The sequence below is a fragment of the Mannheimia pernigra genome (genome assembly GCF_013377995.1).
Taxonomy (GTDB): Bacteria; Pseudomonadota; Gammaproteobacteria; order Enterobacterales; family Pasteurellaceae; genus Mannheimia; species Mannheimia pernigra.
In genome coordinates this window covers 861,304-886,327 of sequence record NZ_CP055305.1, presented here as the reverse complement: position 1 = coordinate 886,327, position 25,024 = coordinate 861,304, and the positions used below count along the sequence as shown (strand labels likewise).

25 protein-coding genes and 1 pseudogene are annotated in these 25,024 nt (G+C 39.4%); 15 read left to right on the top strand and 11 right to left on the bottom strand.

Annotation, left to right across the window (positions count from 1 at the left end; translation table 11 throughout):
- Positions 1-10 precede the first annotated feature (10 nt).
- From rsmH to rnr, 4 genes are all read right to left on the bottom strand, one after another.
- Complete coding sequence (rsmH, locus tag HV560_RS04350; RefSeq protein ID WP_159629101.1) at positions 11-952, bottom strand: 16S rRNA (cytosine(1402)-N(4))-methyltransferase RsmH; 942 nt, start codon at positions 950-952, stop codon at positions 11-13.
- Positions 953-971: 19 nt separating this feature from the next.
- Positions 972-1,430, bottom strand: coding sequence for a division/cell wall cluster transcriptional repressor MraZ (gene mraZ, locus HV560_RS04345; protein WP_159629100.1), 459 nt, complete (start codon positions 1,428-1,430; stop codon positions 972-974).
- Positions 1,431-1,643: 213 nt separating this feature from the next.
- On the bottom strand, positions 1,644-1,862 hold the full coding sequence (locus tag HV560_RS04340) for a hypothetical protein (RefSeq protein ID WP_238348739.1): 219 nt from the start codon (positions 1,860-1,862) through the stop codon (positions 1,644-1,646).
- Between the two features lie 50 nt (positions 1,863-1,912).
- Entirely contained in the window at positions 1,913-4,276 is a 2,364-nt protein-coding gene (gene rnr, locus HV560_RS04335; RefSeq protein WP_176812241.1) for a ribonuclease R, read from the bottom strand.
- A gap of 204 nt (positions 4,277-4,480) precedes the next feature.
- Between rnr and HV560_RS04330 the strand changes: the two genes are divergently transcribed.
- Positions 4,481-4,798 carry a zinc ribbon domain-containing protein YjdM gene (locus tag HV560_RS04330; RefSeq protein WP_159629097.1) on the top strand — a complete coding sequence of 106 codons (318 nt, stop codon included), beginning with the start codon at positions 4,481-4,483 and terminating at the stop codon, positions 4,796-4,798.
- Between the two features lie 102 nt (positions 4,799-4,900).
- On the opposite strand, the gene znuA is transcribed toward HV560_RS04330, so the two are convergent.
- On the bottom strand, positions 4,901-5,863 hold the full coding sequence (gene znuA / locus HV560_RS04325; RefSeq protein ID WP_176807491.1) for a zinc ABC transporter substrate-binding protein ZnuA: 963 nt from the start codon (positions 5,861-5,863) through the stop codon (positions 4,901-4,903).
- Between the two features lie 136 nt (positions 5,864-5,999).
- Here znuA and ubiD point away from each other — a divergent pair, with 136 nt between their 5' ends.
- The gene (gene ubiD / locus HV560_RS04320) at positions 6,000-7,463 is read left to right on the top strand and encodes a 4-hydroxy-3-polyprenylbenzoate decarboxylase (RefSeq protein WP_176812830.1); all 1,464 of its coding nucleotides are present in this window, start codon (positions 6,000-6,002) and stop codon (positions 7,461-7,463) included.
- Positions 7,464-7,552: 89 nt separating this feature from the next.
- On the opposite strand, the gene HV560_RS04315 is transcribed toward ubiD, so the two are convergent.
- The gene (locus tag HV560_RS04315) at positions 7,553-8,377 is read right to left on the bottom strand and encodes a helix-turn-helix transcriptional regulator (RefSeq protein WP_176807493.1); all 825 of its coding nucleotides are present in this window, start codon (positions 8,375-8,377) and stop codon (positions 7,553-7,555) included.
- A gap of 133 nt (positions 8,378-8,510) precedes the next feature.
- On the opposite strand from HV560_RS04315, the gene HV560_RS04310 reads away from it, so the two are divergent.
- The 3 genes from HV560_RS04310 (at position 8,511) to HV560_RS04300 (ending at position 13,370) form a co-directional block, all read left to right on the top strand.
- Positions 8,511-9,356, top strand: a complete 846-nt coding sequence (locus tag HV560_RS04310; protein ID WP_176812240.1) for a cysteine hydrolase family protein — start codon at positions 8,511-8,513, stop codon at positions 9,354-9,356.
- Between the two features lie 454 nt (positions 9,357-9,810).
- The gene (rne, locus tag HV560_RS04305) at positions 9,811-12,744 is read left to right on the top strand and encodes a ribonuclease E (RefSeq protein WP_176812239.1); all 2,934 of its coding nucleotides are present in this window, start codon (positions 9,811-9,813) and stop codon (positions 12,742-12,744) included.
- A gap of 98 nt (positions 12,745-12,842) precedes the next feature.
- Positions 12,843-13,370: a hypothetical protein gene (locus HV560_RS04300; RefSeq protein ID WP_176812238.1), complete on the top strand. Its 528-nt coding sequence runs from the start codon at positions 12,843-12,845 to the stop codon at positions 13,368-13,370.
- Positions 13,371-13,437: 67 nt separating this feature from the next.
- On the opposite strand, the gene lysM is transcribed toward HV560_RS04300, so the two are convergent.
- Positions 13,438-13,881: a peptidoglycan-binding protein LysM gene (gene lysM / locus HV560_RS04295; RefSeq protein WP_159629093.1), complete on the bottom strand. Its 444-nt coding sequence runs from the start codon at positions 13,879-13,881 to the stop codon at positions 13,438-13,440.
- 236 nt (positions 13,882-14,117) lie between these two features.
- Between lysM and HV560_RS04290 the strand changes: the two genes are divergently transcribed.
- The 10 genes from HV560_RS04290 to HV560_RS04250 all read left to right on the top strand — a co-directional run bounded on the left by HV560_RS04290 (position 14,118) and on the right by HV560_RS04250 (position 21,610).
- Positions 14,118-14,555 (top strand): DNA polymerase III subunit chi, encoded by a 438-nt coding sequence (locus HV560_RS04290; RefSeq protein WP_159629092.1) that lies wholly within the window; start codon positions 14,118-14,120, stop codon positions 14,553-14,555.
- Positions 14,549-14,998 (top strand): GNAT family N-acetyltransferase, encoded by a 450-nt coding sequence (locus tag HV560_RS04285; protein WP_176812237.1) that lies wholly within the window; start codon positions 14,549-14,551, stop codon positions 14,996-14,998. Before HV560_RS04290 ends, HV560_RS04285 begins: the two co-directional genes overlap by 7 nt.
- Before the next feature lie 2 nt (positions 14,999-15,000).
- The gene (locus tag HV560_RS04280; protein WP_176812236.1) at positions 15,001-15,927 is read left to right on the top strand and encodes a restriction endonuclease; all 927 of its coding nucleotides are present in this window, start codon (positions 15,001-15,003) and stop codon (positions 15,925-15,927) included.
- A 38-nt stretch (positions 15,928-15,965) separates the two neighbouring features.
- Complete coding sequence (locus HV560_RS04275; protein ID WP_176812235.1) at positions 15,966-16,136, top strand: hypothetical protein; 171 nt, start codon at positions 15,966-15,968, stop codon at positions 16,134-16,136.
- Positions 16,126-16,719, top strand: coding sequence for an ATPase (locus HV560_RS04270; protein ID WP_176807501.1), 594 nt, complete (start codon positions 16,126-16,128; stop codon positions 16,717-16,719). Before HV560_RS04275 ends, HV560_RS04270 begins: the two co-directional genes overlap by 11 nt.
- Before the next feature lie 34 nt (positions 16,720-16,753).
- Entirely contained in the window at positions 16,754-17,140 is a 387-nt protein-coding gene (locus tag HV560_RS10355) for a Fic family protein (protein ID WP_238348738.1), read from the top strand.
- Complete coding sequence (locus tag HV560_RS10350; protein ID WP_238348737.1) at positions 17,085-17,402, top strand: Fic family protein; 318 nt, start codon at positions 17,085-17,087, stop codon at positions 17,400-17,402. Before HV560_RS10355 ends, HV560_RS10350 begins: the two co-directional genes overlap by 56 nt.
- Before the next feature lies 1 nt (position 17,403).
- Complete coding sequence (locus tag HV560_RS04260) at positions 17,404-17,574, top strand: hypothetical protein (protein ID WP_167325175.1); 171 nt, start codon at positions 17,404-17,406, stop codon at positions 17,572-17,574.
- Between the two features lie 81 nt (positions 17,575-17,655).
- Entirely contained in the window at positions 17,656-18,729 is a 1,074-nt protein-coding gene (locus HV560_RS04255) for a hypothetical protein (RefSeq protein WP_176812234.1), read from the top strand.
- A 16-nt stretch (positions 18,730-18,745) separates the two neighbouring features.
- On the top strand, positions 18,746-21,610 hold the full coding sequence (locus HV560_RS04250; RefSeq protein WP_176812233.1) for a valine--tRNA ligase: 2,865 nt from the start codon (positions 18,746-18,748) through the stop codon (positions 21,608-21,610).
- A gap of 69 nt (positions 21,611-21,679) precedes the next feature.
- On the opposite strand, the gene HV560_RS04245 is transcribed toward HV560_RS04250, so the two are convergent.
- From HV560_RS04245 to HV560_RS04230, 4 genes and pseudogenes are all read right to left on the bottom strand, one after another.
- Entirely contained in the window at positions 21,680-22,273 is a 594-nt protein-coding gene (locus HV560_RS04245; RefSeq protein WP_176807505.1) for an SGNH/GDSL hydrolase family protein, read from the bottom strand.
- Positions 22,274-22,408: 135 nt separating this feature from the next.
- On the bottom strand, positions 22,409-23,863 hold the full coding sequence (gnd, locus tag HV560_RS04240; protein ID WP_176812232.1) for a decarboxylating NADP(+)-dependent phosphogluconate dehydrogenase: 1,455 nt from the start codon (positions 23,861-23,863) through the stop codon (positions 22,409-22,411).
- A gap of 108 nt (positions 23,864-23,971) precedes the next feature.
- On the bottom strand, positions 23,972-24,664 hold the full coding sequence (locus HV560_RS04235; protein ID WP_176812231.1) for an aspartate/glutamate racemase family protein: 693 nt from the start codon (positions 24,662-24,664) through the stop codon (positions 23,972-23,974).
- Positions 24,665-24,674: 10 nt separating this feature from the next.
- Positions 24,675-25,010, bottom strand: a pseudogene (locus tag HV560_RS04230) (avidin-fold protein).
- Positions 25,011-25,024 lie beyond the last annotated feature (14 nt).

Genomic DNA, 25,024 nt, shown 5'->3' with positions numbered 1-25,024 from the left:
CTAAATCCTATTATGAGCGTTTCTCAGCAATCCGCAGTACGGCACTACGTGAGCGAGGATTGGCTTCAATTTCTGCCTCACTTGGCATTATTGCTTTTCCAATCGTTTTAAGAGGAATATTCTTATTAAGTTCAGATTCTAAAATAGGTAAACCTCTAGGTACTTCCATACCTTTACTGTGTTTACGCATAAACTGTTTTACCATACGATCTTCAAGCGAATGGAAACTGATAATCGACAAACGCCCTTCTGGAGCTAATACTGTTAATGCTGAACTAAGTGCTTTTTCCAGTTCGTCTAATTCACTGTTGATAAAAATCCTAATCGCTTGAAAAGAGCGTGTTGCGGGATGTTTGTGTTTATCTTTAAACGGCACAGCATCGCTAATAATTTGAGCCAGATGTAAGGTGCGAGAGATCTTTTCACTTGCAGATTTATTATAAAAAACGACCGCTTGTGCAATACGTTTGGCAAAACGTTCTTCGCCAAACTCCTTAAGAACCCAAGCCAGATCTTCAACGGACACTTGTGATAGCCACTCTGCTGCAGATAATCCTTTTGTTGTGTCCATACGCATATCCAACGGCCCATCACGCATAAAACTAAAGCCACGTTCTGCCTCATTTAACTGAGGAGAAGATACGCCTAAATCTAATAAAATTCCGTCAATTTTTCCAACAAGCCCCATTCGCTCACATATTTCAGGAATGGCAGAAAAAGCAGTATGTTCAATTTGAAAACGAGGATCATTGATAGTTTTCGCCTCTGCAATCGCTCGTAGGTCACGATCTGTCGCAATTAAACGCCCATTTTCACTAAGTTTAGATAGAATTAAACGAGAATGGCCACCTCGCCCAAAAGTGCCGTCAATATAGATGCCGTTAGGCTTAATTGCCAAGCCATCAACGGCTTCGTGCAATAATACTGTAATATGTTTTGAGGTGTCGCTCATTTTTATTATTATCCAATTACTATAGCGATAAATTTTTTAAGGCATCACAATTAAGCATTTCAATTGAACTACCAAAAGCAAGATCTTCAGCAATTTGAGTTTGCCATTGCTTATCTTGCCAAATTTCAAATTTATTTAATTGCCCCACTAGCATAATTTGTTGTTCTAATTGGGCATGTTGGCGGAGAGTAGGGCTGAGTAAAATGCGACCTGCAGAATCCATTTCACATTCGGTTGCAAAACCTTGCATTACTCGCTGAATACGGCGTTGAACAGGGTCAAAATTAGATAAGGCCAATAATTTTTGCTCAACAATTTCCCATTCATATAATGGGTAAAGTAACAAACAGGGCTGACGGATATCAACGGTGCAAACTAAAATACCGTGATGTTTTTCAAGCAGCTGTGCACGATAACGGGTCGGAATGGTTATTCGCCCTTTATTATCAATGCTAATTGAACTTACGCCACGAAACATTTTAATGATTCTCTCCGCCAAATAATATCAAATATAAGAAAAAGATCCACAATTCACCACTTTTTCCCACTTTAATTGAGTGATTTTATCTATTAGTGGTACATCTATCAAGGAGTTTTATCTTCTTTTACAAACGGAGCAAAACAAAAGACCTACCGAGAAGATAGGTCTTATATAATGAGTTGCAAATTTTTGATCAAATTAAACCGCTTGTTAGCGTTTTAATAGTGACTTCATCACCGCTAGCAAACCATATGCAGCCCAGTAAAATAGGATAGAACAAAAAAACAAAGTCGTAGTATGAGGTAGCCAGTAATAAACACCTAAAACTTCCTCGGTGCGACAGTCCAAACGCTGATAATCGGTCAATTTAGTCAAATCACTACAATCATAAGGCTGATAAGTGAACACAACATAACTGATCATTGCCATAAACAGTGCAAACAAAATGCTGTATAAAATCTGTTTTTTATAATCCATTTTTACTTCTTAGCTGGCTTACTAGCGGTTGTTTTCTTTGGTTCTTTTGCAGATTTTGATGCCTTTTTCCCTGTAACTTTCTTAGATTTTCTTAACGTTTTCGGTTCTTTAAAAATGGGTTTGGCTGCCGCTTTCGACTTTTTCTTAGCCGTTTTACCGTTACGGTTATATTCGGTAAGTAACTCAAAATCAATTTTCTTTTCGTCTAAATTCACGCTGATAACTTTAACTCGAACGGCATCACCTAAACGATAAATCATACCGCTTCCGCCAACTAAACGCTGTCTATCTGCATCATAATGGTAGTAATCGTTATCTAAAGTTGAAATATGAACTAATCCATCAATAAACAGTTCGTTAAGTTTCACAAATAAACCAAAGCCTGTTACGCTTGAAATGACCCCATCAAACTCTTCGCCGATGTGATCTTGCATAAATTCACATTTTAGCCAATCTGCTACATCACGAGTGGCCCCATCAGCACGACGTTCGGTTGCTGAACATTTATCGCCAAATTCATCTATATCATCTAACTGGTAGTGATAGCCACCGCCATCGGTATAATGACGTGTATTACCTTTGCCTTTTTCAATTAAATACTTAATCCCTCGATGCAACAATAAATCGGGATAACGACGAATGGGTGAGGTAAAGTGGGCATACTCAGTTAATGCCAAACCAAAATGCCCGATGTTATCTGCGGCATAAACCGCTTGTTTAAGCGAGCGAAGTAACATTGTTTGAATTAACTCTTTATCGGCACGCTCAGCAATCTGATCTAACAATATACCATAATCTTTAGGTTGTGGATCTAACCCTACCTCCCACGTTAATCCACATTCACGCACAAACGATTTAAAGCTCAGTAATTTTTCTTCGCTCGGTTTATCGTGAATACGGTATAAAGCAGGCTCATTAGCTTGTTCGACAAAACGTGCCGCCGCAATATTGGCTAAAATCATACACTCTTCAATCAATTTGTGAGCATCATTACGAATAAGTGGCTCAATGCGTTCAATTCGTCCTTGTGGATTGAAAATAAATTTATTTTCAATGGTTTCAAATTCTATCGCACCACGTTGTTGGCGTGCTTTAATTAAGGTTTGGAACATCGCATAAAGCTCTTCAATATGCGGCACTAATAAAGCATAACGCTCACGCAGGGCTTCATCACCCTCTAAAATTTTCCAGACTTTGGTGTAAGTGAGACGAGCGTGTGAATTCATTACTGCTTCGTAGAACTTATAATCTAGCAGCTCTCCGTTATGCGAAACCAACATTTCCGCAACCAAGCAAAGGCGATCAACTTGCGGGTTTAATGAACATAAACCATTTGAAAGCACCTCTGGCAACATTGGAATCACTCGATTTGGGAAATAAACCGAGTTACCCCGATTGAACGCTTCCAAATCTAACGCCGTTTTCGGGCGAACATAGTAACTTACATCAGCAATCGCCACCCATAAACGCCAACCGTTATCCTCTTTTTTCGCAAAAACCGCATCATCAAAATCACGTGCATCTTCACCATCAATTGTCATCAACGGTAAGTTGCGTAAATCAATACGCCCTTGTTTGGCTTCTTCTGGCACCTCTTCACGAGTAAATTGACGAATTTGTTTTTCTACGCCTTCAGGCCAAATATGTGGAATATCGTGGTTGCGTAAGGCAATTTCAACTTCCATACCTGGTGCTAGGTTATCACCAAGAATTTCGGTAATAAAACCAACAGGACGGTTAAAACTTGCTTTGCGTTCTTGCAATTGTACAACCACAACCTGCCCCATTCTTGCACCCATACGGTGTTCTTCAGGAATTAAGATATCTTGATTAATACGACTATCATCTGGCACAACAAAGCCAATACCACTTTCAAGGAAAAAGCGACCAACAATCTGTTTTTTACGCGCTTCAAGCACACGCACAATCCGTACCTCTTTACGCCCGCGTCTGTCTGTGCCATTAGGTTGTGCGAGTATAAAATCACCGTGCATTACTTTGGCCATTTGTGAGTTAGAAATAAACCAATCCTCACTTTTTGTAGCCAGTTTTTCGTGGCCTTCAACTTGTAGAAAACCATAGCCATCACGATGACCTATTACTGTACCTTTCAATAAATCCATCTTTTCAGGTAAGGCATAACGTTTACCTTTGGTAAAAACCAGCTCCCCCTCATTTTCCATTGCCCGTAAACGGCGACGAATGCCTTCAATACGCTCCTCATCATAAATATGGAAAACGTTCAATAGCTCATCACGGCTCATTGGGGCGTTATGCCCACGAATGGTATTTAAAATAAGCTCTCGGCTCGGTACTGGGTTTTCATATTTTTCTAATTCTTGTTGATAATTAGGATCGACTATCATAGCGGCCTCCTTTATGACTTAATCTTTATGACTGACCGACTTTATCGCTCCTGTGCTAAAAAATCAACATAAACCCTAATATTTAAAGGTATTCTTTAGCTAATCACATCAAAAATTGCAAATTTTTAATAAAAATCGACCGCTTATCTTTTCACGCTTTTTTACTATATAATAACGTCTCTAATCATTATTTAAGGAAATATTATGACATATCCTGTATGCCCAGAATGCAAAAGCCAAAATACTTATCACGACTCTATTCAATTTGTTTGCCCAGATTGTGCGTATGAATGGAACGGCAAGGAAACCGCTGAAGAAGAGGCATTAATTGTAAAAGATAGTAATGGTAACTTATTATCTGATGGAGACGATGTACTCTTAATTAAAGATTTAAAATTAAAAGGCTCCTCAGAAGTTCTAAAAAAAGGAAGCAAATTCAAAGGGATACGTTTAGTACAAGGCGATCATAACGTAGATTGTGGTAAAATTATGCTAAAATCTGAATTCTTGAAAAAAGCCTAATCTATTTCGCGACAAGCGGTCTTTTTTCGTTAACATTTTGCATTTACCTATGGTATAAAAAACAACCCCATTTAAATGAGCTTAAATGGGGTTTGTTTTAGCTTATTTTGATAAACATTGGCTGAATTCATCGGCTAAAGATTGCAAAAACTCAGGGTACGCATTTGCACTTAACTGAACTTTAGCACCTAGCGGGTCTAGCTGACCTACGCTCACTTTTGCTTCTCTTGCTAGAGTTTCAATCACTTTCGGCGTAAATTGAGGCTCAGCAAATAAACATTGTGCTTTGTTTTTAGCAATATTTTTCTTAATTGCTGCCAACGTTTTCGCACCTGGTGCAACGGTTGGATTAATCGTAAACGAACCGAATGAATTTAAGCCATACTCTCTTTCAAAATAGCCATAAGCATCGTGGAAAGTGTAATAGCCTTTTGCTTTAACTGGCTCAAGTTGCTTCGCAATTTCTGCTTTTTTAGCGGTTAAATTTGCTTTAAATTTTGCAAGATTTTCCGCAATTTTCGCTTTTTGTTCTGGCAACTGCTCACTTAAACGCTCTGCAATTTGTTCAGCAATTAACTCGCTTGCCTCACCAGATAACCAAATGTGCCAGTCTTCATCATGGCTGTGACCGTGGTGATCATCGTGATCGTGCTTGTGGCTATGTCCTTTGTGTTCGTGTTTATGGCCGTGCGAATGCTTATGATCGTGGTCGTGATCATCTTCTTTTTTATCGCTCGCTTTTTCTACTAGCTCTTCGATCGCGTCCACATTCTCAAGCGTTAATACTTTCTCTTTCGGTAATTTATCGATACTTTTCTCTAAAAAACCTTCTAATTCCTCACCTACCCAAACCACTAATTGAGCAGATTGCAGCTGGCTCACATCTGATGGCTTCAAGCTGTAATCATGCGGAGAAGCCGTTACGGGTAATAATACTTTAGTTTCAGTTACGCCATCAGTAATCGCATTGGCAATAAAACCTAAAGGTCTGATACTGGTTAATACGTCCGCTTGAGCAACACTAGCACCTAAAACGGCTAAACCAATTAATGTTTTCTTAAACATAAAATTCCTCTTTTGTTATTAAGTCAAAGTGCCGCTATTCTAACAAAACCAAACAAAATTTCTATAATTTTTTTATGGGTATTTTTCATCAGCTTTTTTTTATATACTTGCAAAAAAATTCAGAAATATGACCGCTATGAAATATAAAAACTTACGAGAATTCCTAGATTTACTTGAGGCACAAGGCGATTTGGTTCGTATTACACAAGAAATTGATCCTTATTTAGAAATGACGGAAATTGCAGACCGTACCTTACGCAAAGGCGGGCCTGCATTACTTTTTGAAAACCCGAAAGGGAGCCAAATTCCTGTGTTATGCAATTTATTCGGCACACCAAAGCGTGTGGCGATGGGAATGGGGCAAGAAGATACCAAAGCCCTGCGTGAGCTAGGCAAACTGCTCGCCTTTTTAAAAGAGCCCGAACCACCAAAAGGCTTTAAAGATTTAATCGGGCAATTACCGCAATGGAAACAAATTCTCAATATGCCACCTAAAGTGTTAAACAGAGCGGAATGTCAGCAAATAGTGATTACGGGCGATGAGGTCGATCTAACCACATTGCCTATTATGCACTGCTGGAAAGGCGATGTTGCCCCACTGGTCACCTGGGGCTTAACGATCACGCAAGGCCCTTACAAAAAACGGCAAAATCTAGGTATTTATCGCCAGCAGTTGATCAGCAAAAACAAGCTGATTATGCGTTGGCTCTCTCACCGTGGCGGAGCATTGGATTTCCAAGAATGGAAAGCAGAAAACCCTGATAAACCCTTTCCTGTTTCAGTAGCAATTGGGGCAGATCCTGCAACCATTCTGGCAGCGGTCACGCCAATTCCCGATACGCTTTCGGAATATGCGTTTGCAGGGCTCTTGCGTGGGCATAAAACGGAAGTGGTGAAATCCATTTCTAACGATTTAGACGTGCCAGCAAGTGCGGAAATTGTGCTAGAAGGTTATATTGATCTCAATGAAACCGCCCTTGAAGGCCCTTATGGCGACCACACGGGCTACTACAACGAACAGGAATATTTCCCCGTATTTACTGTTACGCATATCACAATGCGAAAAGATGCCATTTACCACAGCACCTACACAGGCAGACCGCCTGATGAACCAGCGGTATTGGGCGAAGCGTTGAATGAAGTGTTTATTCCAATTTTGCAGAAACAATTCCCTGAAATTGTGGATTTTTATCTGCCACCTGAAGGCTGCTCCTATCGCTTGGCTGTCGTTACGATGAAAAAGCAATACGCAGGGCACGCTAAAAGAGTAATGATGGGGGTTTGGTCGTTCCTTCGCCAGTTTATGTACACCAAATTTGTGATTGTATGCGATGACGATGTGAACGCTCGTGATTGGAAAGATGTGATTTGGGCAATAACTACCCGCTGCGACCCCGCTCGAGATACCACAATGATTGAACACACGCCAATTGATTACCTCGATTTTGCCTCTCCAGTTGCTGGTTTAGGATCCAAAATGGGCATCGATGCTACTAATAAATGGACCGGAGAAACCACCCGAGAATGGGGAACACCCATCGAAAAAGATGACAATGTGGTAAAACGCGTTGATGAGATTTGGGATTCCCTTGGTATTTAGGGCAATATTTAACCGCTTTTTAAACATAAACAAGCGGTTAAATTTTTTAAGATTTTTACCCTTCTGCTCTGCATTCGATTCGAATAATGTTACGTCTCTTTATTTTGTGCCAGCCATTCGGTTGGCGAAAGTCCTAATTCTCGCATAAAAACACGGCTGAGTGCAGCGTTATGGCTGTATCCAACCTGCTCTGCCACTAACGCCACTGGCATACCTTTTTTTAATAAATGTTGTGCCACTGCAAGTCGCCAGTTGGTGAGGTAATCCATCGGTGAAATACCCATAATTTGTTTAAAATAAGCTGCAAATCGTGAGCGAGACATCAATGCAACATTTGCTAAATCCTCAACATTCCAATCTTGTGCTGGTGCATTATGAATGGCTAAGAGCACTTTCCCTAGTTGCTTATCAGCCAAACCTTTTAACAAACCAGTCTGAATATACCCTTTTTCTAAACATTGACGGGCGACTTTCAACGTAAAATAAGCACACAAATGGTGGATTATTGCCTGATAACCACAGCCTTTCTGATTCACTTCACTAAAAATTTGATCGGCTAAAACGCCTAATTCAGGGTACTCTACCAAATCTAAGATCACAATATTATGCAAGGTATGCGTTAATGGATTTCGAATCCCTTTCCCAAAATCAAAATTAATGCAGAAGATATCTAACCCACTATCATCTAAGGGGTGCAAACTGTGCAAAATATTGGTCGGTGAAAAAATAATCGCTGGACGTTCAATCGCAAGAGGACGTTCAGCAGCTTGATTTAACATAAAACGCCCTTGACGCACAAAATGTAAATAGCCCTTATTCTCTTCATTAAAAGTCCCAATTTGACATAACTGACCAAGATGAAATAAATCCGTACGAAACTGAAATTGGGTAAAAAGGTGTGTCAAACTATCCACATTAAGCTCCTTGGGTAAACAATCAAGACGAATGGTTAAAACAAAATATATGTAGCCACTATAATAGCAATCCGTTCGATAACACAAGTTATCGTTACAATTTGTATATCTATTTAATTTAATTGGGAGAGTAATGATGTCACAAGCACAATTTCAAGAAATCAACCAAGCACGCCGTCAAGCACTTAACCACGGCTCTCGTATTGCAATGGCAGCTGGCGTATTAGGTGCATTAGGGATTGCCTCAAGTGCAAATGCCAAACAAGCCACTGTAGAAAAATCACCTTATGCCGAGCCAGAACAATATGGTTTAAAACGTCATGGAATGACGATTGATCCAACACGCGTGGCATTAGTCATCGTTGATCCACAAATTGATTTCCTAAGTCCGAAAGGTATTATGTGGGGCGTGTTAGGTGATTCTATCAAAGAGAATAACACAGTAGCCAACATTGAAAGTTTATTCAAAACAGCAAAAGCGGTAGATATGCCAACATTTGTTTCGCCACACTATTATTACCCAACCGACCACAAATGGGAATTTGGTTCGCCAGGCGAACATTTTATGCACGATAGCGGAATGTTTGCAAGAAAAGGACAATACACGATGGAGGGCTTCGAAAACTCAGGTGCGGATTTTATGCCTGAGTATAAACCATACATTTTTGATGGCAAAACGGTGATTACCTCTCCACATAAAGTCTTTGGCCCAGAAACTAATGACTTAGTATTACAGCTTCGTAAACGTAAGATAGACCAAGTTATTTTAGCTGGTATGGCTGCAAACTTATGTATTGATTCACATTTGCGTGAGTTAATTGAACAAGGTTTTGAAGTCACAGTTGTGAAAGATGCAACAGCAGGTCCCCGTATTCCTGAAGGTGACGGCTATCTTGCCGCATTAACTAACTATCGCATTATCGCTAATGACCTATGGACCACTGAAGATGCAGTGAAAAAAATGACAGAAAAAGCATAATATTATGCCTTACAAGCGGTTGAATTTCGCTCTTTTTTTGCAAATTTAACCGCTTTTATATCATTCTTATCTCCCAATATTTACAACAAATCTCATTTTTCCTTTAATTCTCCTATTTCGACTTTTGCTATATTCATACCCATAAAATAACAGCTACCATTGAATAATTACCTTGCTTTTAAAAGGCGTAAAATGCGATAATACACCGTTATTTTTGCCTGCAAAAAGCAACAGAACAATTGCAAAAATTTAAGTGAAAATAACCGCTTGTAAAAGCGTTTTACCAACTATAAGTGATTGATTTTGCAGTTTCTTTGAGACAAGAAAAAGTAAACGTAAGACAAATATCCGCACTTTTTATTGGGAATTTAGACAGTCGTGAGATAGACGCAAAAAATAATTCCTGTGAAATGGGTAAAAGCCCGTATAAAAATCAAAATAATGAGAAAACACAATGAAAAGAATGTTAATCAATGCAACTCAAAAAGAGGAGTTGCGTGTTGCCCTTGTTGATGGGCAACGTTTATTTGACTTGGATATTGAAAGTCCAGGCCACGAACAGAAAAAATCAAATATCTACAAAGGTAAAATTACCCGTGTTGAACCAAGCCTTGAAGCAGCATTCGTAGATTATGGTGCAGAACGCCACGGCTTCCTACCTTTAAAAGAAATTTCCCGTGAATACTTCCCATCAGGCTATGTGTTTAATGGTCGTCCAAATATCAAAGATATTATCCAAGAAGGGCAGGAAGTTATCATTCAAGTCAGCAAAGAAGAGCGTGGTAATAAAGGTGCAGCCCTAACTACTTTTATCTCACTTGCTGGCAGCTACTTAGTGTTAATGCCAAACAATCCTCGTGCGGGTGGTATTTCTCGTCGTATTGAAGGCGATGAGCGTTTAGAATTAAAAGAGGCTTTAGACTGCCTAGATGTGCCTGAAGATGTTGGCTTAATCGTACGTACCGCTGGTGTAGGCAAATCGCCAGAAGAGTTACAATGGGACTTAAAAGTGCTATTGCATCACTGGGATGCAATTAAAAAAGCAGCAGAATCTCGCCCTGCTCCGTTCTTAATCCATCAAGAAAGTGATGTGATTGTACGTGCCATTCGTGATTACCTACGCCGTGATATTGGCGAAATACTCATCGATAACAAAAAAGTGTTTGAAAAAGCAAAAAACCACATCCGCTTGGTTCGCCCAGATTTCATCAACAGAGTTCGTTTGTATGAAGGCGAAGTACCGCTTTTCAGTCACTATCAAATCGAATCACAAATCGAATCAGCTTTCCAACGTGAGGTCCGTTTACCGTCTGGCGGTTCAATTGTGATTGATGTCACTGAGGCACTGACAGCCATTGACATTAACTCTTCACGTTCAACCCGTGGTGGCGATATTGAAGAAACAGCACTTAATACCAATTTAGAAGCGGCAGATGAAATTGCTCGTCAATTACGTTTGCGAGACTTAGGCGGGTTAATTGTCATTGATTTCATTGATATGACACCTATTCGCCACCAGCGTGAAGTAGAAAACCGCATTCGTGAAGCGACTCGCCAAGACCGTGCAAGAATCCAATTTGCTCGCATTTCTCGTTTCGGCTTACTTGAAATGAGCCGTCAGCGTTTAAGCCCTTCGTTAAGTGAGGCATCATCGCATATCTGCCCTCGCTGCCGGGGAACAGGTAAAGTCCGTGATAATGAATCTATCGCGCTTTCTATCTTACGTTTATTGGAAGAGGAGGCAATTAAAGAAAACACGGCTCAAGTTCATACAATTGTGCCAGTACAAATTGCAACGTATTTGTTAAATGAAAAACGTAAAACGATTTCAAGCATTGAAAAACGCCACGATGTTCAAATTATGGTTGTGCCATCTGAAAGTATGGAAACCCCGCACTTTGCAGTGTATCGTCTGCGTGAAAATGAAGTAACGCCAACTCTAAGTTATGATTTAACTAAACATTACGAAGATCATTCTGAAGAAGAACACTGTCATCACCATCACCAACAAGATGATGTTTTAGTGACTCGTAATGAGCCCGTTATTACCGTTGAATCTGTATTACAAAGCACGGAATTAAATCTCCAATCAGCTCCAACGCCAGCAAAACCGACTAAGCCATCGTTACTAAGCCGTTTAATGACAAAAATTAAAGCCTGGTTCAAAGAGGAAGAAGAAGAGAAAAAACCAAAAGCGAAAACACGCAACCATCGTGATCGTCGCCAACGCCGTGAACGCCCTAGCCGTCAGACTAAGGCTGAAAATCAAGAGCGTAAACAACAGACTCAAACAGTTGTACAAGAAGAAAAACCAGCTCGTACTGAGAAAAAACAACGCCGTGCAGTGGTAGAAGAAATCACAGCTGTAACTGAAACTCAAACAAGCCGTACGAATCATCAGCAAAATCAAACTGAGCGTCGCCAACGCCGTGAGTTACGCAAAAAAGTCCGAGTAGAAACGGCAGATGCCTCAAGTGAAAATGTAGCACTTTCAAAAACAGACACTTCCACCGTTAAAGTGAATGATGTTGAACAAGTGCAAAAAAATATGGAAATTCAACCGCTTGTAGCAACAACAGAAACAGTCACAGAAACTCGTGATAACAACCGCCAGCGTCGTTTACCTCGCCACTTACGTGTAGGTAATCAGCGTCGCCGTGAAAATCAGCCTAGCAACCTAGCTCCGTCAATACCATTAGTGGCAGCAGTTGCTTCCCCTGAACTTGCTAGCGGTAAAGTTTGGATACAATTTGCAACCCCCGTAAAAACAGAAGAAAAAGCACAATTTTTATCCGTTGATCAGATGCTTGAACAACAAGAGAAAAAATCTATTCTTGAAGAAAAGCAAAAAGTAACCGAAAAGAAAGCCCATTCTGTGAGCCCGCTAGGTGGATTTGTAACACAGCCAACTCACCGTGATTTGGTTAAGGAAAAGCAAGCAGAACAAGCCAATCCACCAGCAGAAAAAACGTCTGAACTAGACGTGCAAAAAGCAGAAGTAAAAGAACATATTGCACCATTTGGCAATGTGGTCACCCAACTTTCTGAGCGTGATTTAGTTAAAGAAAAGAATGAGCGTGTTGGCAAGTTCCAATCAAAGGCAACTATTGCACCAGCCATTGAAGCAGATCCACAACAAGCGATTGAAATACCAGTTTCAAACTATGAAGGTAGCTATAGTTTTAATGGTCGATTAGGCACATTCTCTCGTGCTGAACACACCAAAGCAGAAATGACAGTGACCACACTACCAACCGAAAATTTAGACACTTTTGCTATCACCGAATGGCAAAATTCTAAATACTATTTCTACGGTAAAGGTTTCGGTGGCTACAGCGGTGCAGTGAGCCAAGTGCAGTCCGCTCCTCGCTCAACGGGTGTTGAATAAACATTTAGCCATTTTTTAATATTGAACTTTTTATAGTTTAATTAAACTAAGCAAATACATTAACAAAATGTGTTTACTTTTAATTTAAGGAATTCGGAATGAAAAAAACCTTTTTATCTTTATTAGTGTTAAGTGCCACATTGGCACTTGCAGCTTGCGATCAAGCAAAAGAATCAGCAAAAACAACATCAGATAAAGCAGATGAAGTTAAAGCAGCGGTAACTGAAAAAGCAACTGAAGTTAAAGATGCAACGAAAGAAGTTATTCAATCAACCGCTAATAAGACAGAAGAAACTAAAAATGCAGTTGTTGAAAAAGCAGCAGAAGCAAAAATAGAGGCGGATGCTAAAATGGCAGAATTAAAAGAAGCCGTACAAGATGCTACACAAACTGCTTCAGATAAAACTGAAGAAACAAAAAATGCAATTGTTGAAAAAGCAGCAGAAGCAAAAGCCGCGACAGACACTAAAGCAGCTGAATTAAAACAAGCAGCCCAAGATGCCACACAAGCTACCGCGGAAAAAGCTGAAGCAGCAAAAAATACAGTCATTGAAAAAGCTGCCGAGTTAAAAGAAACAACAAAAGAGAAAATAGAAGAAGTGAAACAAGCTATAGAAAATAAATAATCTTATTTATACATTTCTGTTTTGATAAAAAAGAGCTAAACTCTAATAAGTTTAGCTCTTTTCTTATTTATAGATTTTTCGGAATACGAATTTTCTGACCTGGGAAGATTTTGTTTTCATCTTTAATCACTTCTTTATTTGCCTCAACAATCGCCTTATATTTTGCACCATTGCCGTATGCTTTTGCTGCGATTTCCCATAATGTATCGCCTTTTTGAATCACATAGAACTCATCATCGCCAGCTAACTGCGCTTCTCTTGCAAGTTGTATAGCATCGATATTTACATTAGTAATACCTGCCACATTTCCTGCCATTAATACCGCTTTTTCCACAGCAGCTGCCGTTGAGGCTATACCAGAAATCTTCGCCACACCATTTTCAACCGTTACGTTCATATTTTCAACGCCTGGATTATCTTGGCTTATATGCTCAGTTACCGCTTTTGACGCATCTTCTTCTTTGTTAAATAATTTACGACCGATGTCGCCCACAAAATCAAATAAACCCATAGTAAATTCCTTATAAAATATTGAATAAGAGTAACATTCTACACATTTCCTACCATTGAAATAGTGTATTACCTATTTAGAACAAACAAAATGTAATTAGTTCCACCTTTAATCCTAATACAAGCGGTGCGTTTTCGGATATTTTTTGCAAAAATAGCGGCTTAGATTTTATATTTCCTCGATTTTCAGCTAAAATCTAAGGCATAAATAGCTTTTAGATTTTCTAGGAATATTCTGTGAAACAAGTGCAATTTTATCTTTTAAGCCAAACCGATTCAGCCAACATTTCAGCCGCTGAAGATCAGGCTTGCGAACTGGCAGCTAAAGCTTGGCGATTAGGTAAGCGCGTGCTTATTGCCTGTGAAACAGAACAACAAGCACTGAATATTGACGAAGCACTTTGGGCAAGAGATCCTGATTCCTTTGTGCCACATAATTTATCGGGAGAAATCACGGCTTACCCAACACCGATTGAAATTTCTTGGAAAGGCAAACGCAACGCACAACATCGAGACTTACTCATCTCGCTACAAACAGATCTCCCCGATTTTATTAACAGCTTCCATCACATTATTGATTTTGTGCCAGTTGAAGAAACCGCTAAAGCACAAGCTCGTGAACGCTATAAACAATATCGCCAACTAGGCTGGCAGTTGGAAACGGTGCAATGTTAAACACCCTAAATTGGCAAATTAAGACTTTTAAGCAACTTTCTACTCAAGAGCTGTTTGAAATCTACCAAGCTCGCACAGCAGTTTTTGTGGTAGAGCAACATTGCCCGTATCAAGAGGTTGATGATAAAGATTTGCAAGCGGTGCATTTCTTTGCAAAAAATGTAAAAAATCTAACCGCTTACTGTCGCCTAATCCCCGATTCAGATGGCATTCACCTCGGCAGAGTATTAGTAGTGAAAGAATATCGTAGAGCAGGCTTAGCAAGGGAATTAGTACAAAAAGCGATGGATTACAGCCGAAAGCATTTCTCAGACCTACCAATTCACGCCCAAGCCCAAAGCTACCTGCAAGAGTTTTATGAGAGCTTTGGTTTTCGGGCAATTTCGGGCGTATATTTGGAAGATGGGATTGAGCATTTGGATATGATTCTAGCAAAGGAATAGAAATGAAATTTGAAGCAATGAACAGAAAACAGCAAGAAGCATTTCTAATGCCTATTCTTGTTAAAATACTTCAAAATCTTGGTGGCGAAGCACAAAAGAAAGAGTTGATTAAAGAGCTGAAAGAATCCGTCAATCAAATTCCCGAGTATATTATTGAAGAAACAAAACCAAGAAATAAAAGAGATGGTACTTATCGCCCTTTTTACTTTGTATTAAATTTTAGTATTACTAATTTAGAAATGGCAGGCTTCTTAACTCGTCCACAAAGAGGTGTGCTTGTTTTAACACAAAAGGGACTCACTTGTAATATAGATCATCTTAAAAATAATCTTGATCGAGACGTTTATGCAATTTCCAATTTAGCCTGGAAAGCCAGAAGTAAAATTAATCAAGCTAAAATAAATATTTCTATTCCAAATGAAGAGTTTGATGAAGATGATGATAGTGAGATCATTAATAGTTCTGAACAATGGAAAGCTCAATTAAAACAGCTTCTCTTTTCAATGCCTCCACAAAAGTTTGAAATTTTCTGCCGTGCCTTAGTCAAGAAAATGGGTGTAGATATTGATGAAAGTAAAGGTGTATCCGCTAGTAGAGATGGAGGCTTGGATGGATATGGTTACATCACTTCTGACGAGTTTCGCACTACTCGAGTAGCTATTCAGGCTAAACGTTGGAATGATAATACTAAAATTGGCACCCCCGAAATTGATAAATTTGCAGGAGCAATGTCATATAGCAATGCTGAGTTCGGTATTTTTATTACTACCGCAGACTTTACCCGAGATGGAATAGAACGAGCAAGAAGCGGACAACGCCCAATTACACTTATCAATGGCGATAAAATTATTGACTTAGTTGAAAAATATCAACTTTATATTAAGCCTATAACGACTTTCCAATTAGAAAGTTTTTATACTGAATTATAAATAGTTTTAGATAGCCACTTTTATTTAGGAGGATATAAATGACAAGTCGTGAACAATTACTCAAAAAACAACGTGAGCTGGATATTCTCTTTACTGCGTGGTTTGAAGAAAAGAAAAAGCACGAAGTGCTGACTTATCGTCGTGAAAATGGGGATTTGATTGAACATTATCCAGATGGTACGGAAAACGTGATTGAATATGCACAATAATCTGGCAATTTTTTACTGTGGCACAAACGGGGCTGGAAAATCTACTTTACGATTTTTTAATCAAGATAAAGTCGAAATTGTGATTGATTCCGATAATATTGCGATGCAGATTAACCCGAATAATCCAAGATTAGCCGATATTGAAGCCGGCAGAAAAGCGATTGAGTTATTTCAATTTGCGGTAAAAAATCAGATTGCGTTTTCAATGGAATCCACGCTTTCTGGCAAGTCTATTTTAAAAAGAATGGAAAATGCCAAAGCAGAAAATTTCAGAACTCGATTAAATTACATTGGTGTTGATAGCTATAAAATTAACATCGCACGGGTAAAAGCCAGAGTCAGAGCTGGCGGACATTTTATTGATGAAGAAACCATTAGAAAACGCTACCACATTAGCCGTGAAAATTTAATTGATGCGATTTTCATCAATGATGAAACGCTGATTTATGATAATTCAGAAACCAAGCCGAATTTGATTTTGCAGATTACAAATAAACAGATTATTCAAATTTCAGTAAAATTGCCAAAATGGTGTGGTGAACTTTGTGATGAGTTATCAGACTTAGGATTTAAGATTATGTAGCACAAGCGGTTAAATTTCTAGGAAAATTTGCAAAATGAATCATAAATTAGCCCAAATCGATCAGCTAAAAAATCAGCTTACGCAATATCGCCCGCTTTCTGAATCCGAAGTAAAGCGTTTGCGTGAAGAATTTATTATCGAAAGTTCATATAATTCCAATGCGATTGAAGGTAATACGATTACCTTGCGTGAAACCGTGCTGATTTTAAAAGAGGGAATGACGATTGCGGAAAAATCGCTGCGGGAACATTTGGATATTATCGGCTTTAAAGATGCGTTTAATTATATTTATGAGTTAGTTGCCAATAATGAACCGTTGAGCAAGCGAACGATTAAAGATATTCATTCGTTGGTATTAATGAATAATGCTGAAAGCCGAGGTGTTTATCGCAAAATTCCGGTGCGAATTAGAGGCGATTAGTTGGTTACATTTAGCCTTTGAAAGCATTCATCCATTTATTAACGGCAATGGGCGAACTGGGCGATTACTGATTAACTTTGAATTATTGAAACACGGCTATTTGCCTGTGGATATAAAATTTACCCATCGAGCAAACTATTACCAATGTTTTGATGATTTCCATAAAAATCAGCAAGATATCAGTAGTTTGGTTGAATTGATTAGTCGGTATGAATTAACTGAATTGGAAAGGTATTTGGCGATTTTGAAACATAGGACATAAAATGACAAGCCGTGAAGAATTACTCAAAAAACAACGAGAGCTGGATATTCTCTTTACCGCGTGGTTTGAAGAAAAGAAAAAGCACGAAGTGCTGACGTATCGCCGAGAAAATGGAGATTTAATCCAGCATTATCCGGACGGTACAGAAAAAGTGATTAAATATGCACAATAATCTAAGAATTTTCTACTATGGAACGCATAGCACAGATAAATTTTGAGAGATTTTTGTGAAAAAGCATTAACTGGAGGGGTTATGTCTGAAAATTTAGAATCAACAATAAAATCAATAGATCTTATAAAGGGTGAAATTATTATTAATGGCATTAATAATAACCAAGACATCTATTGTAAAAAGTATTTTTATGAACAATGTTTCTCAGCAAAAGAGTTAGAAATTTTAACTGTTGGTACTAAAGTTAGATTTAATATCACAAAAAAAGGAAATTACCTTTATGCAAATAGTTTAGAAATAATAAGTGTTACTTCAACAATCAAAAGCATAAAGGAAAATTTAATTATCAACAAAGTCAATGAACAGCAAGAGAAAGATTTTGTTTGTTCAGCATCATATTATGAGAAAACCCTGACTGAGGAACAAATCAGTAAACTTAAAATAGGTGATACAGTTTCTTTTAAACCTATTGTTAATGAAAAAGGATATTTTGCACAAAATTTAGTAATTCATAGCAAACCTAGTAATCCCATTGAAGACGTATCTAAAGTTGTACTAAAAGCAATCAATACAAAAGCACTGGCAGATGAACTCAATAGTAAAATTTTAGATAGCTTTGAACATATTAAAAAAGGCGATGAATTTGAAGATTTCTGTTTATTTATTTTTAGATTATTAGGTGTTTCAGAACTCTATGCAATACCTCGAAATAATGCTGCAGGCAAACCTGATGGAATGTTTAAAGTATATAACGCTTCAACTAATACCCCAAGATTAGAGGTAATATATGATTGCACTCTCAATACTGAATGGAAAAAGATCAAAGAAGTTCAATTAAAAAATTATGTTAATCAGATCTGTAATGAATATATACAAATCGAATATACATATCAATCGCATAGTATTGATAAGAATATTAAAGAAAAAATCTTATTAAGTAGTAATGCCGATAAACAAATTTGGGTTGTAACAAAGAATAAAAGTAGAACTATTTCCAAAGAGCAGATCAAAGTGAAAGAAAATGAGATATCTATTTCAATAAAAGAAATTTCCATTATAGATTTGATCTCTCTTACCTATAAAAAATATTTAGATCATACATACACAAGGATGGATGAGCTAGCAGATAAATTAAAAAATTTAGGTAGTAATTAATTATAGAGAAACCCCAATGACAAAACAATTCACAATGGAAGACCGTTTTAACCCTTCCGCCGTAGAGCAAGCGCTCTACCAACACTGGGAATCGCAAGGCTATTTCAAACCGAGCGAAGATGTTAATGCACCAAGCTACTGTATCGCTATTCCGCCGCCGAATGTGACAGGTAGCTTACATATGGGGCACGCGTTCCAGCAAACCTTAATGGATACGCTGATCCGCTTTAACCGTATGGAGGGTAACAATACCCTTTGGCAGGCGGGCACTGACCACGCGGGAATTGCAACCCAAATGGTGGTGGAGCGTAAAATCGCTGCTGAAGAGGGTAAAACCCGCCACGATTATGGGCGTGAGGCGTTTATCAATAAAATTTGGGATTGGAAAGCCTATTCAGGCGGGACGATCAGCCAGCAAATGCGTCGTCTCGGTAACTCGATTGACTGGGATCGTGAGCGTTTTACGATGGACGAAGGCTTGTCTAATGCGGTGAAAGAGGTGTTCGTTCGCCTGCACGAAGAGGGCCTAATTTACCGTGGCAAACGCTTGGTAAACTGGGATCCAAAACTGCACACCGCCATTTCTGATTTGGAAGTGGAAAACAAAGAGAGCAAAGGCTCGCTTTGGCATTTCCGCTATCCGCTCGCTAACGGAGCGAAAACTGCTGAGGGCTTGGATTATTTGGTGGTAGCGACTACTCGTCCTGAAACAATGCTGGGCGATACTGCGGTTGCCGTTCACCCAGAAGATGAGCGTTATCAATCGCTGATTGGTAAAACTGTCGTGTTACCACTTGCCAACCGTGAAATTCCGATTATTGCCGATGAGTATGTGGATCGTGAATTTGGTACCGGCGTGGTGAAAATTACCCCAGCACACGATTTCAACGACTATGAAGTGGGCAAACGCCACGGCTTGCCGATGGTGAATATCCTCACCTTAAATGCGGATATTCGTGATACAGCAGAAATTATCGGCACAGACGGCAAACCTTTGCAAAATTACACCGCAAACATACCGCTTGATTATCAAGGCTTAGAGCGTTTTGCGGCTCGTAAAAAAATCGTGGCGGATTTTGAAGCCTTAGGCTTGCTCGATCAAATCAAACCGCACGACTTAAAAGTGCCTTATGGCGACCGTGGCGGCGTGCCGATTGAGCCGATGCTGACCGACCAATGGTATGTTAGCGTGAAACCGCTTGCGGAAGTCGCCACCAAAGCGGTGGAAGACGGCGAAATCCAATTCGTGCCGAAACAGTACGAAAACCTTTATTTCTCGTGGATGCGTGATATTCAAGACTGGTGTATCTCTCGCCAACTTTGGTGGGGACACCGCATTCCAGCGTGGTATGACGAGCAAGGTAACGTCTATGTCGCTCGTGATGAAGCCGAAGTGCGTACAAAACACAACTTACCTGCGGATTTAGCCTTAAAACAAGATGAAGACGTGCTGGATACTTGGTTTTCCTCTGGTTTATGGACGTTCTCAACCCTCGGCTGGCCAGAACAAACCAAAGAATTGAAAATGTTCCACCCGACCGATGTGTTAATCACGGGCTTTGACATCATCTTCTTCTGGGTTGCTCGAATGATTATGTTCACAATGCACTTCATTAAAGATGAAAATGGCAAACCGCAAGTGCCGTTCAAAACAGTGTATGTGACGGGCTTGATCCGTGACGAGCAAGGGCAAAAAATGTCGAAATCGAAAGGCAACGTACTTGATCCGATTGATATGATTGACGGTATTTCGCTGGACGACCTACTCGAAAAACGCACTGGTAATATGATGCAGCCACAACTTGCTGAAAAAATCGCCAAAGCGACTCGCAAAGAGTTCTCTGACGGCATCGTGGCACACGGTACGGACGCTCTGCGTTTCACGCTTGCAGCTCTAGCAAGTAACGGTCGTGACATCAACTGGGATATGAAACGCCTTGAAGGCTATCGTAACTTCTGTAACAAATTATGGAATGCAAGCCGCTATGTGCTAACCAATGACAAGCTCGATTTAAGCGAAGGCGAAGTGGAATGTAGCCTCGCAGATCGTTGGATTCAAAGCCAATTTAATAGAACAGTAGAAGCTGTTCGTTTAGGACTTTCGCAATACCGTTTTGACTTGGTGGCGAATGCGATCTACGAATTTACCTGGGATCAATTCTGCGACTGGTACTTAGAGCTAACCAAACCGATCTTCTTCAAAGGCAACGACGCACAACGCCGTGGGGCAAGCCGTACATTGGTAAATGTGTTGGAAAAATTACTGCGTTTAATCCACCCAGTAATGCCGTTCATCACCGAAGAAATCTGGCAGAAAGTGAAAGGCTTTGTGGGCATTGAAGCGGATACTATTATGTTGCAAAAATTCCCACAATTTGACCCGCTTGCGATTGACGAACAAGCCGAAAACCAAATCAACTTCATTAAAGAAGTGATTGTGGCAGTGCGTAATATTCGTGCAGAAAGCAACATCGCCCCAAGCAAAGGCTTAGATCTGATTGCTCGTAACTTCTCGAATGATGAAGTCACCATTCTCAACGCCAATGAAGTCTTGCTTAAATCAATGGCGAAACTGGATAGCGTGAAAGTGCTGGAAAATGGTGAAAACGCACCGCTATCTGTCGCGAAATTAGTGGCAAATGGCGAAATCTTGATCCCAATGGCAGGCTTTATCAACAAAGAAGCCGAACTGGCACGTTTAACCAAAGAGATGGATAAACTCAAAGGTGAAGTGGCTCGTATTGAAGGCAAACTCGCAAACGACGCCTTCGTCGCGAAAGCCCCAGAGCAAGTGATTGCCAAAGAGCGTGAAAAAATGCAAGAGTATCTGAGTGGTTTAGAGAAATTGCAGGTGCAATATCAAGAAATTGAGGCACTGTAATTGATAACAAGCGGTCAGGATTTTATCAAATTTTGCAAAAATCTGGACCGCTTGATCTTTTATTAAAAACTATAAATTAGCTTCCAAAATCGCTTTTAAGCGATCATATCCCGCCTGAGTAAAATGCAAGCCATCGTGGCATAAGTTCAGGTCAAGCTTGCCTTCTTCATTTTCAAAATGTGTCCAGCTTTTCACATAAGTGAGATAAGACGGGCAATTTGCCTCAAAATAGGCGTTCATCTCTTTAATTGCTGGGTTATCGGTAGTGGCGATATTATTAACTGGTGTTGCCTCTAACAAGAAATAGCGGGAACCTGGTGAAATAGCTTTTAGGCTTGCCACAATTTCCTCAATCCAATCTAACACTTGTTTTGGTGAATAGTCTGGCTCTTTAACGATGTCGTTCACACCAAGAAAAATAAAGACGTTTTTGCCTACATATTGAATACGGTTTGGCTTAATAATCACATCTAAATATTGGCGGGTGCTGGTACCAGACAAACCTAAATTCGCCACGCTCTGTCCTGCCAAACTTGGCGTACCTTGTTCCATATCGTCCCACATATCGAACAAAGAGTGTCCGATAAGCGTAATATCCGCTTGCTTCTCAAATTCGGCTTGTTTAGTTTGATAACGATTAAAAATATCTTGATCGGTTAGCATAGGTTCTCCTTATATAGTCTTGAAATATTACTCCATTATTATACACCTTTGAAAATATTTACTCCAAGATATATTAACAACAATTCACCATAAAAAAGCCACTTAATGTTTACATCAAATGGCTTGGAAAATTAATTACACGTCATAAGTGGTTGATGCAGTATTACCACCACGGCCTGTCCAGTTAGTGTGGAAGAACTCACCACGAGGTTTGTCGGTGCGTTCATAAGTATGAGCTCCGAAATAGTCACGTTGAGCTTGTAGCAAGTTCGCTGGCACACGCTCTGAAGTATAGCCATCTAAGAACGTAATTGCAGATGCCATACAAGGCACTGGTAAACCAATTTCAATTGATTTTGCTACCACTTTACGCCAATCCGCTAAGCAATTTTCTAAAATTTCTTTGAAATATGGATCTGAGCCTAAGAACACTAAGTATGGATTTGCTTCATACGCATCACGGATATTGCCTAAAAAACGGCTACGAATAATACAACCTTCACGCCATAATAAGGCTGTGCCACCGTAGTTGATGTCCCAACCGAATTGCTCAGATGCCTCACGAATTAACATAAAGCCTTGTGCGTAAGAAATAATTTTTGAAGCTAATAACGCACGGCGAACGGCTTCCACCCACTCTTTTTTAGCACCTTCAACTTTGCCAATCTCTTTGTTGAATAATCTTGAAGCTGCCACACGCTGATCTTTAAATGCCGATACACAACGAGCAAATACCGATTCGGTAATCAAAGTTAATGGAATACCAAAATCAAGGGCATTGATACCCGTCCATTTACCTGTCCCTTTTTGACCTGCCGTATCAAGAATTTTTTCCACTAATGGCTCACCATCTTCATCTTTATAAGCAAGAATTTCTGTGGTGATGTCCACTAAATAACTGTCTAATTCCGTGTTTTGCCACTCTTTGAAAATGTCGTGCATTTCAGAATACGATAAACCTAAACCATCTTTTAAGAACTGATAGGCTTCACAGATTAATTGCATATCACCATATTCGATACCATTGTGAACCATTTTCACGAAATGACCAGAACCATCACGGCCAACCCAGTCACAACAAGGCTCACCTTGCTCAGTTTTTGCTGAAATTGCTTGGAAAATCGGTTTTACATATTGCCACGCAGATTCATCACCACCTGGCATAATTGATGGTCCGTGACGTGCACCTTCTTCACCGCCTGAAACACCAGAACCGATAAAACGAATGCCTTTTTCTGCCAAATCTTGGACACGACGGTTAGTATCTGGATAATTTGAGTTACCGCCATCAATAATAATGTCGCCCTCTTCTAAATGGGGTACCAACGCCTCAATAAATTGATCTACTACCTCACCAGCTCGAACCATTAACATTACCCGACGTGGCTTCTCAAGCTTAGACACTAAATCTTCTAACGAATACGCCCCGATGATGTTGGTGTCTTTTGCAGGACCAGCTAAAAACTCATCGACTTTTGAGGTCGTGCGGTTATAGGCAACGACTTTAAAGCCGTTATCGTTCATATTTAAAATAAGGTTTTGACCCATTACGGCGAGTCCAATCACGCCGATATCGCCTTTTTGTGACATTCTTTGCTCCTGTTGGTTTTTAATTCTGTACAAGCGGTTGGATTTGATTAACATTTTGCAAAAAATTTAATCAATTTGACCGCTTGTAAATATCAAACTATCTCTTATTTAGTGACCTAAAATAAACTGCACCGCCATTTGGCTATGCAATTCTGCGGTATCAAAAAACGGTAATTCGCTGTCTGATTGTTTAATCAATAAACCAATTTCAGTACAGCCTAAAATAACACCTTCTGCCCCTTGTTCCTGCAGCTTCTTAATGGTTTCAAGATAAAACGATTTTGAACTTTCTTCAATTTTCCCTAAGCATAATTCATCAAAAATAATCCGATGAATCTCTTTTTGCGTGCTTTCGTCTGGCACAATAGGCGTAATACCCCGCTCAAGTAAACCATCACGATAAAAATTATCGCTCATTGTAAACTGTGTGCCAAGTAGAGCGACTTTGCTCAATCCTTTTGCTTGAATGCTATCTGCAACACAATCTAAAATATGCAGAAATGGAACCGAAATAGGATTGCTAATTTGATCAGCTATTTTATGCATTGTATTAGTTGCTAATAAAATCCCCTCAGCTCCTGCTTGTTCTAATAATCTAGCTTGCTCTGCAAGCACTTCTCCTGAGCGTTGCCAATTACCTTGCTTCTGATATTGTACAATTTCTTCAAAATTCACACTTGAGATGAGAATTTTAGCACTAGAGTTACCACCCAATGCTTGATTAACAGCACGGTTAATATTTATATAATAAGAAACTGTGCTTTCTGCACTCATTCCACCCAAAATACCAAGTGTTTTCATAAAATCTCTCTTAATTTATATTCATAATTTGGGAATGCCCCACTTCTAATGTATCTAGCCATTGCCAATGTTCATGACCTACCAATCTTCCATTATCTAAAGAAAAAGTTGTTACACAACGCCCAAGACGATTTTCCAATCTCTGATTTAAATGCTGGTAGCTAAACTCAATTTAGCAATCTGAAATCCATTTACCAATTAAAAATCCTTTTAAAATCTCACCGCCTTGATATTCCGCCCAGATCATTTTATCTTGTTGAAAATAGTGGAAACAAGTTTGATCATTGACCTCACCACTTTCACTATTTTGCACGGCAGTAAAGATTTTGTTATTAAGGTTAAACATCACTAAAGCTCCCG